Source organism: uncultured Marinobacter sp., assembly GCF_947488835.1.
Lineage (GTDB): Bacteria > Pseudomonadota > Gammaproteobacteria > Pseudomonadales > Oleiphilaceae > Marinobacter.
Window position 1 is genome coordinate 690,094 of sequence record NZ_CANLBK010000001.1, and the last position, 15,752, is coordinate 705,845.

At 51.7% G+C, this 15,752-nt stretch carries 17 protein-coding genes and 1 tRNA gene; 12 read left to right on the plus strand and 6 right to left on the minus strand.

Going from position 1 to position 15,752, the window contains the following annotated elements; genetic code table 11:
* Positions 1-7: 7 nt before the first annotated feature.
* Positions 8-424 carry a helix-turn-helix transcriptional regulator gene (locus Q0824_RS03130; RefSeq protein WP_298447452.1) on the minus strand — a complete coding sequence of 139 codons (417 nt, stop codon included), beginning with the start codon at positions 422-424 and terminating at the stop codon, positions 8-10.
* A 291-nt stretch (positions 425-715) separates the two neighbouring features.
* Here Q0824_RS03130 and Q0824_RS03135 point away from each other — a divergent pair, with 291 nt between their 5' ends.
* The 5 genes from Q0824_RS03135 to Q0824_RS03155 all read left to right on the plus strand — a co-directional run bounded on the left by Q0824_RS03135 (position 716) and on the right by Q0824_RS03155 (position 5,003).
* The gene (locus Q0824_RS03135; protein WP_298447454.1) at positions 716-1,723 is read left to right on the plus strand and encodes a hypothetical protein; all 1,008 of its coding nucleotides are present in this window, start codon (positions 716-718) and stop codon (positions 1,721-1,723) included.
* Positions 1,724-1,758: 35 nt separating this feature from the next.
* Positions 1,759-2,847: a hypothetical protein gene (locus tag Q0824_RS03140; RefSeq protein ID WP_298447456.1), complete on the plus strand. Its 1,089-nt coding sequence runs from the start codon at positions 1,759-1,761 to the stop codon at positions 2,845-2,847.
* 118 nt (positions 2,848-2,965) lie between these two features.
* Positions 2,966-3,916 carry an EamA family transporter gene (locus Q0824_RS03145; protein ID WP_298447458.1) on the plus strand — a complete coding sequence of 317 codons (951 nt, stop codon included), beginning with the start codon at positions 2,966-2,968 and terminating at the stop codon, positions 3,914-3,916.
* A 54-nt stretch (positions 3,917-3,970) separates the two neighbouring features.
* Positions 3,971-4,047 (plus strand) — tRNA-Val (locus Q0824_RS03150).
* A 506-nt stretch (positions 4,048-4,553) separates the two neighbouring features.
* A complete protein-coding gene (locus tag Q0824_RS03155; RefSeq protein WP_298447459.1) occupies positions 4,554-5,003 on the plus strand; it encodes a PRC-barrel domain-containing protein in 450 nt (149 codons plus the stop codon).
* A gap of 160 nt (positions 5,004-5,163) precedes the next feature.
* Here Q0824_RS03155 and Q0824_RS03160 read toward each other — a convergent pair whose 3' ends face one another.
* The 5 genes from Q0824_RS03160 to Q0824_RS03175 all read right to left on the minus strand — a co-directional run bounded on the left by Q0824_RS03160 (position 5,164) and on the right by Q0824_RS03175 (position 8,097).
* Positions 5,164-5,442 carry a PRC-barrel domain-containing protein gene (locus Q0824_RS03160; RefSeq protein ID WP_298447461.1) on the minus strand — a complete coding sequence of 93 codons (279 nt, stop codon included), beginning with the start codon at positions 5,440-5,442 and terminating at the stop codon, positions 5,164-5,166.
* Between the two features lie 136 nt (positions 5,443-5,578).
* Positions 5,579-6,571 (minus strand): sigma-54 dependent transcriptional regulator, encoded by a 993-nt coding sequence (locus Q0824_RS03165; RefSeq protein WP_298447463.1) that lies wholly within the window; start codon positions 6,569-6,571, stop codon positions 5,579-5,581.
* A 447-nt stretch (positions 6,572-7,018) separates the two neighbouring features.
* Complete coding sequence (locus Q0824_RS17340) at positions 7,019-7,162, minus strand: phytanoyl-CoA dioxygenase family protein (RefSeq protein WP_366521636.1); 144 nt, start codon at positions 7,160-7,162, stop codon at positions 7,019-7,021.
* A gap of 18 nt (positions 7,163-7,180) precedes the next feature.
* Positions 7,181-7,423: a phytanoyl-CoA dioxygenase family protein gene (locus Q0824_RS03170; RefSeq protein WP_366521637.1), complete on the minus strand. Its 243-nt coding sequence runs from the start codon at positions 7,421-7,423 to the stop codon at positions 7,181-7,183.
* Between the two features lie 479 nt (positions 7,424-7,902).
* Positions 7,903-8,097, minus strand: coding sequence for a CsbD family protein (locus tag Q0824_RS03175; protein WP_298447467.1), 195 nt, complete (start codon positions 8,095-8,097; stop codon positions 7,903-7,905).
* A gap of 218 nt (positions 8,098-8,315) precedes the next feature.
* Between Q0824_RS03175 and Q0824_RS03180 the strand changes: the two genes are divergently transcribed.
* From Q0824_RS03180 to Q0824_RS03210, 7 genes are all read left to right on the plus strand, one after another.
* Entirely contained in the window at positions 8,316-8,873 is a 558-nt protein-coding gene (locus tag Q0824_RS03180; RefSeq protein WP_298447469.1) for a type 1 glutamine amidotransferase domain-containing protein, read from the plus strand.
* Between the two features lie 170 nt (positions 8,874-9,043).
* Positions 9,044-9,727, plus strand: a complete 684-nt coding sequence (locus Q0824_RS03185; protein WP_298449497.1) for a PIG-L deacetylase family protein — start codon at positions 9,044-9,046, stop codon at positions 9,725-9,727.
* A 65-nt stretch (positions 9,728-9,792) separates the two neighbouring features.
* Positions 9,793-11,964 carry an HAD-IIB family hydrolase gene (locus Q0824_RS03190; RefSeq protein WP_298449499.1) on the plus strand — a complete coding sequence of 724 codons (2,172 nt, stop codon included), beginning with the start codon at positions 9,793-9,795 and terminating at the stop codon, positions 11,962-11,964.
* Positions 11,939-13,147, plus strand: coding sequence for a glycosyltransferase (locus Q0824_RS03195; protein ID WP_298447471.1), 1,209 nt, complete (start codon positions 11,939-11,941; stop codon positions 13,145-13,147). The genes Q0824_RS03190 and Q0824_RS03195 overlap by 26 nt, the downstream gene beginning before the upstream one ends.
* Positions 13,144-14,037 carry a galactosyltransferase-related protein gene (locus Q0824_RS03200; protein WP_298447473.1) on the plus strand — a complete coding sequence of 298 codons (894 nt, stop codon included), beginning with the start codon at positions 13,144-13,146 and terminating at the stop codon, positions 14,035-14,037. The genes Q0824_RS03195 and Q0824_RS03200 overlap by 4 nt, the downstream gene beginning before the upstream one ends.
* On the plus strand, positions 14,034-14,633 hold the full coding sequence (locus Q0824_RS03205; protein WP_298447474.1) for an SAM-dependent methyltransferase: 600 nt from the start codon (positions 14,034-14,036) through the stop codon (positions 14,631-14,633). The genes Q0824_RS03200 and Q0824_RS03205 overlap by 4 nt, the downstream gene beginning before the upstream one ends.
* Positions 14,630-15,658 (plus strand): hypothetical protein, encoded by a 1,029-nt coding sequence (locus Q0824_RS03210; protein WP_298447476.1) that lies wholly within the window; start codon positions 14,630-14,632, stop codon positions 15,656-15,658. The genes Q0824_RS03205 and Q0824_RS03210 overlap by 4 nt, the downstream gene beginning before the upstream one ends.
* The last annotated feature ends 94 nt before the right edge of the window (positions 15,659-15,752 follow it).

The window sequence follows — 15,752 nt, forward strand, 5'->3', positions numbered from 1 at the left end:
CGGGCGCTCAGGCGCCCAGAATCTGCAATATCATGCGCCGGTTCTCTGCACTTGTCTTGCGGAAGCGGCGCAGCAGTTCACCCTCTTCCTCAGATAACTGAACCCGGTCTATTTCCCGCTCCAGTTCTTTCAATGCTGTTGATAGATCATCGCTGTGGCTGAAAGCTAACCCCGGCAATTCAAGCTGTCCGCCCCCGCCCGGCTCGGTGAGATCCAGCATGTTCTCCAGAGGCGTTTCTGTTTTTATACAGAAATCCAGTAACGCAGATACATCCGGGTAGGTGCGTTGCCTTGCGTCTGAAGCCTCCCAGCTCAGAACCTGCGCTTCTTCGACGCCACAGATCTCCGCAACATCCCGGGAAGACAAACGCTCTGCCTCACGCAACTGACGCAACCGACTGTTGAATGTCTGCAGGTAACGCATGGTATTCGCCTATGCACGTTTGTTCGGAAAATAAGTTAATAAGTAAATGTAACCTACATATAACTTTATAGGAAATTAATGATTCCTGGTGGTTTTGACGCTTTTGTGGAGCGTGTCACATGAATTCTCGGCGGACCTGCACTTCTTGACTATATTTTAGCCAGTACGGACCAACCGACACTGCACCTGTCGGACAACACAACAACCGTGAAGGTCAAATGGATGTTCCCGAAGGCACTCACAATAAGTCTGTTAGCTGTTGCCACCACAGTGATAGGAGCCGGGTATCTATTGTCGGAGGAAAACCGCTTTGCTTTTAGTTGGGAGTCAAAGACTCAAGGAAACGAAGGCAAACACGAAACCCCAGGCTCTGTAACCGCCACGTCTGCTTTAGCGTCACTGGCCGCCTCTCAGAAAAAGCCACCCTCAAGCAATCCTGTCGAGTTTATGTTGGCAAAAGTATCAGATGAGTATGCTCAGTCTGTTCGTTATCCACCTTGGTCGGTACCCTTAACCGAGGCCCAGGCAAAAGGTTATCGTGGAAACCATTACGAACCCGTGGTGCTGCCGCTTGAAAACAGCGGCCAGTTTACTGTAACCCTCGACAAGTTCCGCTTTACCCGGGGTGAGGACATTCTTGTTGTCGCATCACTGCAGGGGCCACAGGTGATGGGTTACTCGCTTGATGCAAGCCTGGAACGCACAGACTCCAGAGATTCGGCAGGAAGCACAACTCTGGAGCAGGATGACCAAACCGGGTACTACCAAGGCAGCTTGAGCTCCGACCAAGAACCTGGAGACTACCGGCTCCTCGTAGAGGCAACGGTGGATGGCAAACCTGTCCGGCACGTCTCCAGCCTAACTATTGAGCCTTATCTGGGAGACTTTGAGGGGCTTGACGATACTTACCTGAGTAACAACAACCTTGTAATTCCGGTTGCCTTTTCGCCGCAAGATCCCGGTTTCTTTGCATTGTCTGCCCAGCTCTATAACGGCCAGCAGCCTGTCGCCCAGCTTCAAGCCGAGAAACGGCTCGACCGCACTTCAGACACCATTTCACTAAAAGCTCACGGCACCGTGGTTGCCAACAAATCACTCAACGGAAAACTCCAACTGCGTAACTTGCAGATAAGGCAACTGCCGGCAAAACCTGGTGACCGCACTCACTACGCCTACGGTCCCGATGAAGGATATGACTTTGAGCCGCCGAGTCTTGATGATCTTCGTGACACTCCAGCGGTAAATCCCGAATCAGAACAGCGTGCAGCCTTACTGAAACAGTTGGCTGACAAGTTCTGAGTTAGCAAAATAATAACCAAGCAAACGGAGCAATCATGACAATAAAAAAGAACCGAAATGCCTGTAAAATTGCGCTTGCTGCGGCTCTCACCAGCAGCATGATGGCCGGAACTGCCCAGGCCCAAATCGCCGGGCACAACGTTATACTGGTCCACGGATTCCAGATGGAAGATCTCGCGACGCCTCCCGCCGATCTGCAGGCGATCAGAAATGCAGGAGAAGACTACTGGCGAACTTTTTGGCTGTCACGGTCTGAAGCCCGCATTGACTGGCCCAGCGATGGCCGTGTAGAGGGCAGCATTGCGCAAAGAGCCTACGAGCAGATGCGTGAAATCAGCCAGCAGGGTTTGTGCAACAATTTTTGCATAATCGTGTCGCACTCAACCGGCGACCTGGTTACACGTTATTTACTGGAGAACCAGGCACGCTGGCTACAGAACGAAGGTTTGCCCCCGCTGAAAATCCTCGCCTCCATAGATTACTCTGGCGCAGGTGGTGGTACCGAGTTAGCTAACCTGGCCGTAAATCTCGCGTATAACCCCACCTGGTATAACTGGCCTTTGCGCGCCGCGGTTCAGGCATTCACAGGAATAGATCCAGAGCCTGGCAAACTCGGTGTAGTCAATGATCTGCAGACCAACACCGCAAGAAATCTGGCGCTAAGCCCTAACTCTATCCCGAGGCTCAGGTTCGTCGCAGGCGGCTCATCCTACGGCGGCATCACCAAACCATTCATCGCAGGCACCGACGATGGGGTTGTCCCAACCCATTCAGCGTGCGGCGCCATCTCTGCGCAGGGTATCGATTCCTGCTCTGGCAATCTCAGCCTCGCAGGCAAAGTAAGCAGCCAGAATGGCCCTGCCGGGATTTACTACAACCACTACCCGGTGCTTATGAATGAGGGAGTGAGCCATAGCGGTGTGCTGGGCTCTGAAACCGGAAACATCTCGGTTCCAGTCGTGAATAACACAACTCTAAATGGCCTACAGGTGGATTTCGCCAGCAGAACCTACGGGAAACGCCCGTGGTGGAAACTGTGGGGATCCAAAGACCAGTACATAGAGGTGCCAGGCTCGGATCAGACCGATATGTCTGCACTTGTTTACACAACACTTAACAATTAACAGCCACTGACTATAAACAGTCCACCGGGTTCAGGGAGGAGCCCGCTTTCCTTTTTACTTCGCAAACTATACATTGTGGGGCAATACCACTTCCAAAACTCTGGTGCTTCCCTACACCATGTCCGACTCGCACAAATCTGATTTGCTCCTCGTAGTCGTCACCCTGCTTGCCGCCGTAAGCTGGATTTTTTCCAAAGAAGCCATTCTCCTCATGCCGCCGCTGCTATTTATGGCACTGCGCTTTCTGGTTGCCGGTGGCTTTCTGGCTCTTTTCGCATGGCGCTCCCTCGCCCACCTCAGCACCGACCAATTCAAACGTGCAATTGGCGTCGGCCTTGTGTTTGGCATCGCCATGAGCTTTTGGGTCATGGGCCTGTTTCACGGCACCAGCATGGGTGAAGGGGCGTTTTTAACGAGCCTTGGCGTTGTGATCGTACCCATTATTGCGCGGCTGGTTTTCAAAGAGGTTCAGCCCGCGAGTACCTGGCTGGCCATTCCTGTAGCCATCGCGGGGCTCGCTCTGCTGTCCCTTCAAAACGGATTTAAGCCGGAGCCCGGCCAAATTTTCTTTGTAGTGGCCGCAACGATTTTTGCTCTGTATTTCACTCTCAACACCCGGGCGGCGAATCAGCGCTCGACTATCAACCGCAAGGGCGAGTCCGTCGAGAAGCATCGTATCCCTGCCCTGCCTTTAACAGCCATCGCACTGCTAACCGTGGGAGTACTAACTCTGATTGAATCGTTGCTGATGGAACCTTGGCAGCCAACCTTCAGTAACCAACCCCCTCTTCTGGTCTGGTGGGTGCTCGCCAGCGCAATTGTAGGAACAGCCGGCCGTTTCCTTGTACAAACCTACGCCCAAAGCCTGTCTACCCACAGCCATGGTGCCGTTATTCTGGTATTGGAGCCTGTGTGGGTATCGCTGCTTGCGGCTGGCTGGTTTGGTGAAACCATGGCACCGATGCAGCTCGCCGGTTGCGGGTTAATCTTCGCGGCGCTGATTGTTAACCGGTGGAGTGCTTTGAGCAAAGCGCTTAGGGCTTCACTACGAAAAGGTAAAACCGGATAAAAGAGGTTGACCAAAATCTCTGGAATCAGTATATTTCGCCCCGTTGCAGAACATAGGACCATAGCTCAGTTGGTTAGAGCGCTACCTTGACATGGTAGAGGTCCCCAGTTCGAATCTGGGTGGTCCTACCACTTCTGCCAAGAAAGTCAGTTACTTACGGAGATCGTGAGAACTGGCTTTTTTTGTTTCTCAATATTTTCTCAATATCCATCCCTATACAGTGCCGGGATATCCTCAAAAGCGTACGCCTTCACGTTAAAAACCCCGCGCTAGTCATCGGTCTTTAGGTGACGAGCCTTCAAGATGTTGGGGTTTGCGAGCGTAAAACTTCCGCGTCTTTCGTCAACGCATGCTCAATACGATTGGTAGCGCCTTCTGGTGTAGAGGTAATTTCTACATTGCAGCTTGTAAATATTACAATAGATTCCCTTCTCAATACCCGTAAACGTGTGCCCCTTGAATTTAATATTTCATACAGAAGCATATTATATAAATAATACAATGGATTAAAGAAATTTTTCATGTCCGAGCCATGCAACCTATACCATGCTATCACTGGCACAAATTCTGCTACGGCCTGTTGAGGCCTGATGTATTTATTGGCCGCTATTCCCATCGTCTAATAAGGAAATAAACTATGAAAAGCTATATTGCGTTAGTAATGAGCATGATGGTAGCAGGAGCATCTCTCGCATACGCCGCGGACGACAAAGATATGGGCATGGATTCTGCCAGTGATACAAAAATGAATTCTGACAGTTTAACCCCGAAGGAAGTTAAGGGAGCCACCCAGCAGAAAAGTATGAAGGGCTCGTTGGACGCGATGGATCCAGATGATTTGGAGGGCATGGATATTTTTGACAGCTCCGATAATCAAATAGGCGATATAGATGAAATCGTTGTTAACAAGGCTGGAAAAAGGATGGCCGTTATAGGCCTCGAAGACGACCTTAAGGAGGTCGCGGTGCCAATGGATAGTCTTAGCATGTCCAGTGATAACAAAAAGCTCACAATTAATATGACCCGGAAAGAGCTGTTGGCACTGCCGGACTACGATCCGATGGATATGGAAAGTGCAGAAGAATAAAACTATCGATTTGTAAGCACCGCAACTCAGCTCGGGCGGGCATCATGTGCTCGTCCAAGCTCTAAATCCTCTTCTTTAATACTTGTCGATAAAAAATCTTGCCCGATCTTAAACGCACTAGCTGCGCAAGGCTGAATTGGAAAAATGCCACGACGTTTTTTCAACGGTTTCGCGTAGCGCACATCCGTAATACTTTTCGGCTGATGTTGAGTTCGATTTCTGTGGAGACGTTTGTTAACTTGAACTGGCTCCACGGGACCGCCACCGATTTTTCGCCCTCAGACTCATCATCATTCATTATCAACTTCACGTACTCAATTCTACCGTAACGAGCGTCGAGGATAATATCGCCGATACGGCCGAGCACTTCGCCATTGCGACCCTTGACGGACCTATGGAGCAATCGACTCAATTCAATATTTGCGAGCCTGAGTAACATATTACCCCCGCGTTAGGCTATGGCGCCATTTAGTGCATCAGCAATCCTGGACAATATCGCTATGCAGATTTTACGCCAAATCGATGGGGCGGAGGAGATGAGAGCATTGAAATAAAGAGGAGCGCGCAGTGGATAATTACGCGTCTGGCGGAGACAGCAAGTTCTTAGCTTCGTAGTGTTTCAGGCGATTGTAAAGCGTCTTTAGACTGATCCCAAGGTCTCTGGCGGCAGTGGTTTTGTTGCCATTATGCGCGTGTAAGGTTGTCACGATAATGCGCCGCTCAACATCTTCAAGGGTTTGACCATCCGGCAGGTGCAGCTCATCTGGAGTTGTGGATTGCGCCGATACAAGGTTGCCAGGCAGATCTTTCAACCCGATTTCAGTGTCCGCCAACAAAAAGGCCCGAGCCACAACATTTCGCAACTCTCGGATATTGCCTGGCCAATGATAGATGCGCAGGATGTCCAGTGCCTCATCAGAGAACTGTTTCCTGACCGACCCACCGCTGCATTGCTCCTCAAGAAAAGCCTTCGCGAGCAGAACCACGTCTTCCCCGCGCTGGCGCAATGGAGGTAAATCCAATGAAAACTGCGCTACACGGTAATACAAATCCCGACGCAACTGTCCGTTCGCCATTGCATCGCTCAGCTCCCGGTTACTGGAAGCAATAATCCGCACATCGGAGGATTGAGGCCGCTCGGCTCCTACCGGCTGGAATGTTTGCGACTCCAATACTCGCAACAACTTTACCTGAAGGTCGAGCCTCATTTCAGTCAGCTCATCAAGAAATAGAACGCCACCCTCGGCTTGTTTAAAAAAACCGTTATGAACACTCGTCGCACCTGTAAAAGCACCTTTCATGTGCCCAAACAGCTCACTCTCTGCCAACTCTGCCGCTATCGCGCCACAGTTAACCGCCACATAAGGGCCATCTCTTCGCGGTGAAAGTGCGTGAATCGTGCGGGCGACCAAGTCTTTTCCGGTACCGCTTTCACCATTAATTAACACAGAAATTTCGCCGGGAGCAATCTTACGAATAGTTCTGTACAAATCCAGCATGGGCAACGATTCGCCCACCAACAGCTCACGCCCACTAGTATGGCCGATTTCATCACTATCGCTGCTCATGTCGTTTTCATATTTGGCTATGGGAATTCAGGGCCTTCCTGAGGCATCGATACCTACCATCAGCATTTAGATGAATCATAGCGGCTTATCCAAGTTTTTGAGAGCTGCATATCTCCACAGGATTCTTATACCCATGACATAGTTTCCTCTCAGAACTGCTACCAATGCATTGTTTAGATTCGAAGCAATCTTCGCGTCTTGAGCAAACACAAGTCTCTAACTCAGAGTTTGTTAAATATAGTTAAATCTGCACCGAAAGCAAAGCCTGCGTGTGAGTACAAACCAGAGTTGGTTGACTTCAACCCCCTTTGCGACAAAAGCTGGAGGCCGAAGGAGCAACGGCGATAATTATTACGCCATCAATGGCTCCAATAAAGGGGGTTGACGGAAGTGCAGTCGAAACCGACGCCATGCTCAACGGCCTGCCTTCAGTAACCATCGACGCGGTTACTGTTGGAGTTTATTATCCGCGCTGTTATAAACGAAAAATAAATTTGAGCGTGGCCACGGAGACATGTTTTTATTGGAGGCGTGCAAGGTATTGCACTCGAACAGAAGCAGTGAGCCGGCAGGCCCTACTGGCGCCTCAATACCGCCGCGCTAACCGCTCTACATGCGCGGCATGCCATCTTCTGCATGCCAGGTTTCGAAATCCGAGTGCCAGTCGAACACACTGCCCTCAAACCCAAATTTTTCGTTGATTCGGGATTGATGAATATAAACCTCACTCCCCAATAACTGGCGCACCACCCCCAGTATGCGTGGGTCGCGAGTCAGGCGGCTAAAATGATCAGATAGCTCGTGCATGGCAAAGACCGAGCGTATATTGTTAGTATTTGGATCGTGGATAATTTGGTCAGATTTGTTGAGCTATTCGCCATCTCCTTAAGCTCATCAAAGAACGGCATCATGCGCTCCTGATTGCCCCCCCCCCTCAAACCAGAGAAATCCGTCTCTCTCATAACGTGAAAGCGATACCTCATCGAGTGGCCCTTCCCATCGGTGCTGGTTGCGCGAGTGAGCCACGGGGTCAGGCCGTAGAAACGGCTTACTTGAGTGCTTTAAACGAGTCGGAAATGGATCGTTTTTTTGCACCATGTCGATACCTTCATGAGCTGAATCCCAGCAAAGCTAAACAACTGCCAAAAGGGAAGATAAAATTTTCAGTGTCGCTCCAAACCACATGGATTATCCATAATGGCCCCCGCATTGAACAACAGGTCGGGTGGGGTGAAGCGGGCCAGGAAAGAATTGCTGGTGAGCTTCCCTTTTAACAATAAAATTCGACGCTTGCGCACTCGACGAAATAATAAAACAGAGTTATCAAACGTTTACGACTCAGATAGTTTATTCCATTCTTTCTCAGCGTCGTATCTATTCATGCCATATCGCTCTTGCACTTTACCGATAAAGTGATCCCTGCGACCGGCAATCTCGTCGACATCATCATTGGTCAGCTTGCCCCAGTTCTCGCGAACTTTGCCTTTAAGTTGCTTCCTGTTACCTTCAGCGATGTCGTTATTCATAGCATTATCCTAAACTTAATTAGACTGTGCGATAAATAATAACGAAATTCGGACTACCAGATGACATCGATATCGCATCCCTATTCCTTTATGAATAAATTCGCATACTGGGTCGCTTTGTAACAACCTCAGAAACATTGCAATTATTTCATAACATCGTCATGCCTGTAATCAGCTAAGTTGCTAAAGTAAGTTTAGGATCAAACAGAAAACATTACATGGACTACCACATTATGGATGCACCACTGAATGACAAAACAGTTGCCTTTCTAGCTACCGACGGTGTTGAGCAAATCGAACTGACCCGCCCCTGGAAAGACTTGCAGGGCGCCGGGGCCACTCTACACCTCATATCGTTGAAACAGGGTAAGATAAATGCGTTTCACCATCTCGACAAAGCACACAGCTTCCCCGTAGATAAAGTCGTAAGCGAAGTGAGCGCCAATGATTACGACGCGCTGGTTCTGCCTGGCGGCGTTGCCAATCCCGACGCTCTGCGCTTGGATAAGGATGCAGTTTCTTTCGTGAAACATTTTTTCAACAGCCACAAACCAGTCGCCGCGATCTGCCACGCCCCTTGGCTACTGGTCGAGGCTGGTGTAATCAAAGGCAAAACTCTGACCTCATTCCCCAGCTTGCAAACCGACATCCTTAACGCCGGCGGCACGTGGGTCGACGAAGAGGTATGCAACGATAATGGCTTGATTACCAGCCGCAACCCGCAGGATCTGGACGCCTTCTGCGCACGCATCATTGAGGTGCTTTCCGAAGACTGATGCATTGATATCCGTAACTCTACGTCAACGCAACCTTTCGGGACGGTGTCAGGGGGCATACTTTGGTGGATCAAACCGCTTGTCCACATAACGAAAACAATTCAAATTCTTCGCCCGATATGAAGGTGGCGTTAATTAGCGCCCACCATCACGCCATACCGGTCTCAGAAATGGGTGCAGTACTTGTGGTTTCACCTCATCCCGATGATGAAACCTTAGGATGCGGGGGACTTATTGGGATCTGCGCCCGAGCAATGTATCCACTCTCTGTTCTGGCCATGACCAATGGCGAAGCCTCACATCCGGGCAACGAGGTGTGGCGCAACGCGCTCAGTAAAATCCGACAACGTGAACAACGTAACGCACTAAAAGCGTTAGGGATTCCGAACCCAGACATCATTCAATTAGGGCTTCCAGACGGTGAGCTAAACCAGATTTCAGAGGCGCGCCGCGAACAAACTCTCGACCTAATCCGTGACGTTATTCGATCACGTAACATCAAAAGCCTATTTCTGCCTGCGATCGACGACCGCCATGCCGACCACCGGGAAGCCGCCAAGCTACTTGTTGAGGCTGTACGAAGTTGTCCAGTCACCTACGTTTTTAGTTACCAAATCTGGCCACCCGCCACCAGACCACGACAGGTGTCAGTGAATGAACGTGCTTATACCCTCGACGTTTCTGCGGTGTTGCCAGCAAAGCGCACGGCCGTTGAGCAGTATCGAAGCCAACTCGGCTTCACCGAGCCAACTCATACCGAGGGCTTTCGAATGCCCCAAGCCCTGTTGGACGAAAAATTAAGAGATCAGGAATGTTTTGCCCTGATTCTTGATTTGTCTGCATGGAGTGCGTAAGTGTGGAAATGCCTATCGCTCACGTTAACGGTAAAGACAATAACCCAACGCAGTCTGTCCTTATCATGCATATCGCCCTCCAAGGATGCCTTAAAGCCGGCTCCATTCCCTATGGCCTGACCGCTGATACCGGCGGCCATATTCGCTATCTTCTCGAACTTGTGGAAGCGCTCTCTGACCGCCCGGAAATCTCGCATCAAATTATTGTGACGCGGGCCTTCGATGCACCCCATCTTGGCGAGGCGTACAACAGACTGGAAGAGCAAATAAGCGACAAGGTGACGCTCTGGCGCTTTCGCGGTTACTCTTCGGCCTACTTACCGAAAGAAGAGATTTGGAAAGAGCTCCCGCATTTAACTGATTCCTTATTGCGTAAGATGCAGCAACGGAACATCAAACCCAACCTCATACATGCTCATTATGCCGACGCAGGGGTTGTAGCCATGCGTCTGAAGGCGGCACTTGCTATCCCTTATGTTTTCACAGGGCATTCTCTGGGCGCCACCAAGGCGCAGCACAGACCTGCGAACAGCGCTTTAGGAAATGATCTTAAACGCCGGATCCGTTACGAAGAAATCACAATCAAACACGCCGACAGTGTCATCGCCAGCTCAGAGCACGAAGCTCAGGTTCAATACGGCATGTACAGGTATCACGATGCGAGCAAAATATTGTTGAACCCGCCCGGTTGTAAACTGGGAATTATTCGTCTCAACGCGTCCAAAACTGTAGGGGGCCAAGTCGATTCGGAGTTAAAGCGCTTCCTTAAGGAGCCAAATCGGCCATGTCTTCTGGCCATAGCGCGCCCGGTTGAAAAAAAGAACCTATGTGCATTAGTAAGAGCCTACGGCGAACACCCGAAACTGCGTTATAACGCTAACCTCGTAATTTACGCTGGCACCCGAATTGGGATCGAGTCCGGAGAGCCGGAGGCCTGCCGCGTATGGACGCAGCTACTGCAATTGATCGATGACTATGACCTGTACGGCTACGTCGCCTATCCCAAATATCATACTTTGGATCAGATACCTGCCATCTATCAATGGGCTGTCAAACGCCAGGGGGTATTCGTAAATCCGGCTCTGAACGAACCATTTGGACTGACATTGCTGGAAGCTGCAGCAGCCGGCCTGCCCGTTGTTACCACCCGGGAAGGTGGGCCAGTCGATATTCTGGGCCGCTGCGGGCACGGGTTGCTGGTGTCACCTACCGACATCCAAGCGATAGGTGACGCTTGCCGCCGCTTGATATCCAGCGATCTTGAATGGCAACGCTACAGTTCACGCGGGTACCGTAATGTCGATTACTACACGTGGTCGCGCCACGCAGAACAATATGTTTCAGATATGAGATTCCCGATTTCCGAATGTCCGGCAGCCCCAGGCATTCGGCAAGTCAGTCAAATACTGGCTACGGATATGGATGGCACTTTATTGGGAGATAAGGTTGGTCTTACGCGCCTCGCAGCTTGGCTTGCGCTGAATCGGCAATGCCTGTTCATCGTAGCTACCGGCCGTTCACTAACCGCCGCTTTAAGCGAGTTAACGGCTTGGGCATCCCCCTTGCCTGATTTTCTGATCACCGACGTCGGTTCTGCTATTTACAGGCTCGATCCTCGTGGCCAGCCTCAGCTTATAACCTCTTGGCATCGGCGCTTGAGTAAAGGCTGGCGGCGCGCAGAGTGCGAACGGCTGCTCTGCCGCCACCCCGGGTTGGTACCGCAACCTCAAGATACCCAGTCGGACTATAAACTCAGTTTTTTCACCCGAAACACGCAAACCAGCACTCTTGCCGCCACGAACGGATTCAACCATACGAGACGCCCTGTTGCCTGGCACGATGAAACGATAAAAGAGGAAGTGGAGCAAGCTCTGGCCTCGGTTGGGCTGGCGGCGCGCGTTGTATATTCTCACGGCAACTTACTCGACATTCTTCCCGAGTCCAGCGGCAAAGCGCACGCCGTGGATTTTCTTCGCGAACGCTTCAACATTGATCGTGATGAAATTATAGCCGCGGGCGATTCAGGTAACGACATCGACCTTCTGCAATATGCAGCACACGGTATCGTGGTGGCCAACCACAGCAGCGAGCTAAAAAGACTGCAACATTCCAGCAGCCTTTATTGGGCCAAAACCGAATACGCTGCCGGCGTCCTTGAAGGCTTACAGCGTTTGGAAATCAGAGGTAAATGGATCGAAGCGGGAGACGGACATGACTTCACAAAAATCCTTGGCTAACGACACTGCGTTTTCCAAGCGGCCTGTCGGCTATTTTGTGCACCATCACGGACATGGGCATGCCAGGCGTTGCGTGGCAATTGCTCAGCAACTCAACCCGCGCCCCGTGACCATTTTCTGCGCAAAGCCCGAGATATTTCCGAATCTGCCGTCCAATGCCAACGTTATCCAAATACCCGATTTCCACGGCAAACAGGCGCGCTCTGAACAGCTGCATAATCAACCTGCCTGTTTGGCACTGGACTGCGCACCGGTAGGCGTGTCGGCTATTCGCCAAACCGGAGGAATCATCGCCGCTTGGCTCGGGCGTGAGGACCCTGCGTTATTCGTGGTAGACGTGTCAGCAGAGCTTGCACTGCTCGGGCGAATTTGTAGCGTGCCCGTGGTCAAAATAAGGATGCACGGTGATCGTGACGACCCAGCCCATCAGGCTGCATATTCCGCCTGCACGGGCATACTCGCACCCTTTGACGAAATACTGGAACAGACGGACTGGCCAGACAACCTGCGCAAGCGCACTTTTTATACCGGCGGCCTGATCGATACGCGGGACAAAGTGCTTAGTAAAACTCAAGCAAGGCAACAGCTGGGATTGCCGGAGCAGCAACAGATTTTCGTCGTAGTGGCCGGCAATGGCGGCGTTGGCATCCCAATAGCTCCAGTAACCCTCGCGGCCCGAGCCTACCCGGATGCGCTCTGGATCACAGTCGGCAAAACCGTAAGGTACGGTCATGAGACCGATTTCTCCAATCTCAGAGACGTTGGCTGGGTGGATAACGTGAACGACTACCTCGCCGCTGCTGATGTTGTTGTCGCAACGCCCGGCGATACCCTTACCCATGAGATCGCGCGGGTCGGCCGACCGCTTATTTGTATCCCTGAGTGGTGCTACTACAACGAACAAGCGCGCAAGGCTCAAGCTCTTGCTGCTCAGAATCTGGCAGTGTACTCGCCAACCTGGCCTGCCAGCTTCGGGCACTGGCGCACTTTAGTGGACGCAGTCAGCCAGTGTGATGTTTCCCATCAACGCCAGCTCGTCGACAACCAGGTAGCCAGCAGAGCGTCAGAATATCTAGAGCAGCTTATCGCGGAACTTTGGCTGAAAAGCGCGCCGGACGAGTTAATGGAAGAGACGGAGTTAGAAAATCTCTACCAATCAGCGATAGAGGCCGAAGAGTCGTGATTGATGCTAAGCGCCGCCCAGCGGCAAGCATATTGACTCTGGTTCGAGGCAGGCAGTCGCACCTCGACGCGCTAGTCGATGGATTAACACGACAAACCTGCCTAACGATAGAGCTGGTTATTGCCTATATGCAGCCTGAGCCGCCAAGCATCTCCGAAGCTCTGCCTTTTCCTGTCACCCTTGTATGCGTGCGCGGCGAAAAGCTACCGCTGGCAGCCGCCAGGAACGCTGCGGCGGCGCTGGCGGCCTCAGAACGGCTTATATTTCTTGATGTGGATTGTATTCCCTCGCCCCAATTGGTGCAGAGTTATATTCATCAACTGGATATCTCGGGTCGCTGCCTTCTTGGTGAAGTGCGCTATTTGCCCGGAACACTCTTAAAAACTGAGAGCACTGACGCCACTTTTGACGACCTTGCTGCCAGCGCCAAACAGCATCCGGCACGCCCTTGCCTACCAGACTGCGGCTGGATCGCAGAGCCAGAGCCACGTTCGCTTTGGGGGCTTTCGTTTGCGTTGACCCAGGCACAATACGAAGCTTCAGGGGGCATGGACGAAAACTACGAGGGCTACGGCGGTGAAGAAACCGATTTTGCAGAACAACTCGCTGCAAATGGCATTAAGTTGGGATGGTGCACGAATGCACTGGCGCTGCATCAATATCACGCAGTTTATTCGCCTCCGCTGGACAAATTCGATGACATACTCAGCAACGCCGTTCGCTTCTATGGCAAATGGGGCAACTGGTGCATGGAGTATTGGCTAACCCACTTCGTCGATTATGGTTTGATTGAATGGTGTTCCAGCGCGACCAAGATAAAAGTTCTGAGGCGCCCTTCGCAAGCTGACATTTCGGCCTGCCGCCAACCACCAGAGGTCGCGTTCGCATGAGACCAAACAAACCATCGTCTTGTCCGGACACTTCTCCCGAATTTTTTGACCGCCTTTATCAGAACTCCCAAGACCCGTGGGATTTTCGCCACTCGATGTATGAACGCGCCCGCTATCGGGCGATTGTTGAGGCCGTAAACGATAGACGCTATAAAAACGCTTTTGAACCAGGCTGCGCCATCGGCGAACTCACGGCAATGCTGGCACCTTTTTGCGAGTCTCTGAGGGCAATCGATTGTTCGGTCACCGCGGTGGAAATCGCCAGATCACGATGCCGCGAATTCCCTAATATCGACATTCGTCAGGGCGAGTTGCCGGAGGATTTACCCAAACAAACTTGCGATCTAATCGTGTTCTCTGAAGTGGGTTATTACTTTTCGCGCCAGGCGTTAGCATCACTGATCGCCCGGCTTTGGTTGGGGTTAGAGCCGAGCGGTCGCTTGATCGCCTGCCATTGGTTGGGGCACTCCAAAGACCATAAGCTACACGGCACCGCCGTTCATGATGCACTAACCCAAGTCTTAGGCGCGAGCGACAACCTCAACGCTGGCAACGACGGTTACATCTTACAACGCTGGAGCAAGGAAGAACGATGAACACGGATGACAAGGGGATTGCGCAATTGCTGGGTGGTCTTCCAGAGACGCCCACAGCCAGTGATTACCGAATTGTCGCTCAAAAGCTTCTGCCGTACATACATGCGCATGTGCCATTTATGGGCGAGGGCCATAGCCTCGCGCGGCTGAGTTTTCTGACTACAATTGCTCGCCACGACCTTGGCCTCGCACGACTTATTGAAGGACATCTGGACGCCACGCAGATTTTGCGCGAGGCACAATGCCCTGCAGGCAAGGATATGCTCTACGCCATCTGGGCTTCCGGAGGCCCAGCAGACACTTCGCAAATCACGCAATCCGACGTCACAGGCCGATCGACGGAACTGAACGGCAGCAAGCCGTTCTGTAGCGGATCCGATATCGTCGATCGTGCATTAGTTTATATATACCCGAGCGAACAAATCATTGAGATAAACCTCCGGACTATTGACGCGGGTAAGCGCCTCGTGTTTGACGGAGGGCTATGGAAATCGAATGCTTTTTCAGAAACCCATACCTGGACAGTCACCTTCAATGACTTGCCGATTACACAGGCTGATTACGTCGGGGAACCCACATGGTACTTCGAGCGTCCCGGATTTTGCTTGGGCGCCTTGGCGCCCGCAGCGTGTTGGGCAGGCGGAGCAATCGCACTGGTGGATTCGGTACGTGAGAGAACGCTCAAAGATGGACATGCAAAAGCCCACCTAGGCGCTATGGCCGCTTCTGCGCACAGTATGCAATTAATGCTCAAATGGGGGGCTGAGCAAATTGATGCCGACCCCACCAACCAGTCTGGGAGCATGTTTCCGGTAGCTCTTCTGGTCAGGCACCATATTGAACGCGGTTGCACTGAGATACTTGACCGTTTTGGCCGTACGTTGGGCCCGCGCCCCTTTGCCTTTGAGGCGGATAATGCTCGCCGTATCGCAGAACTCAACTTGTATATCCGGCAATGCCACGCCGAGCGGGATTTGGAAGAGCTCGGCGCCTACCTCGAAGAGCACTCCGGGTTCTCGCCATAGTCTGAGTAACTACTGCAATGGGTCAATCTAATTTTCATATACCTCAGAACCCGCGATTCGATTATCTTCCTTACCTTCTCGACTAATCGCATCT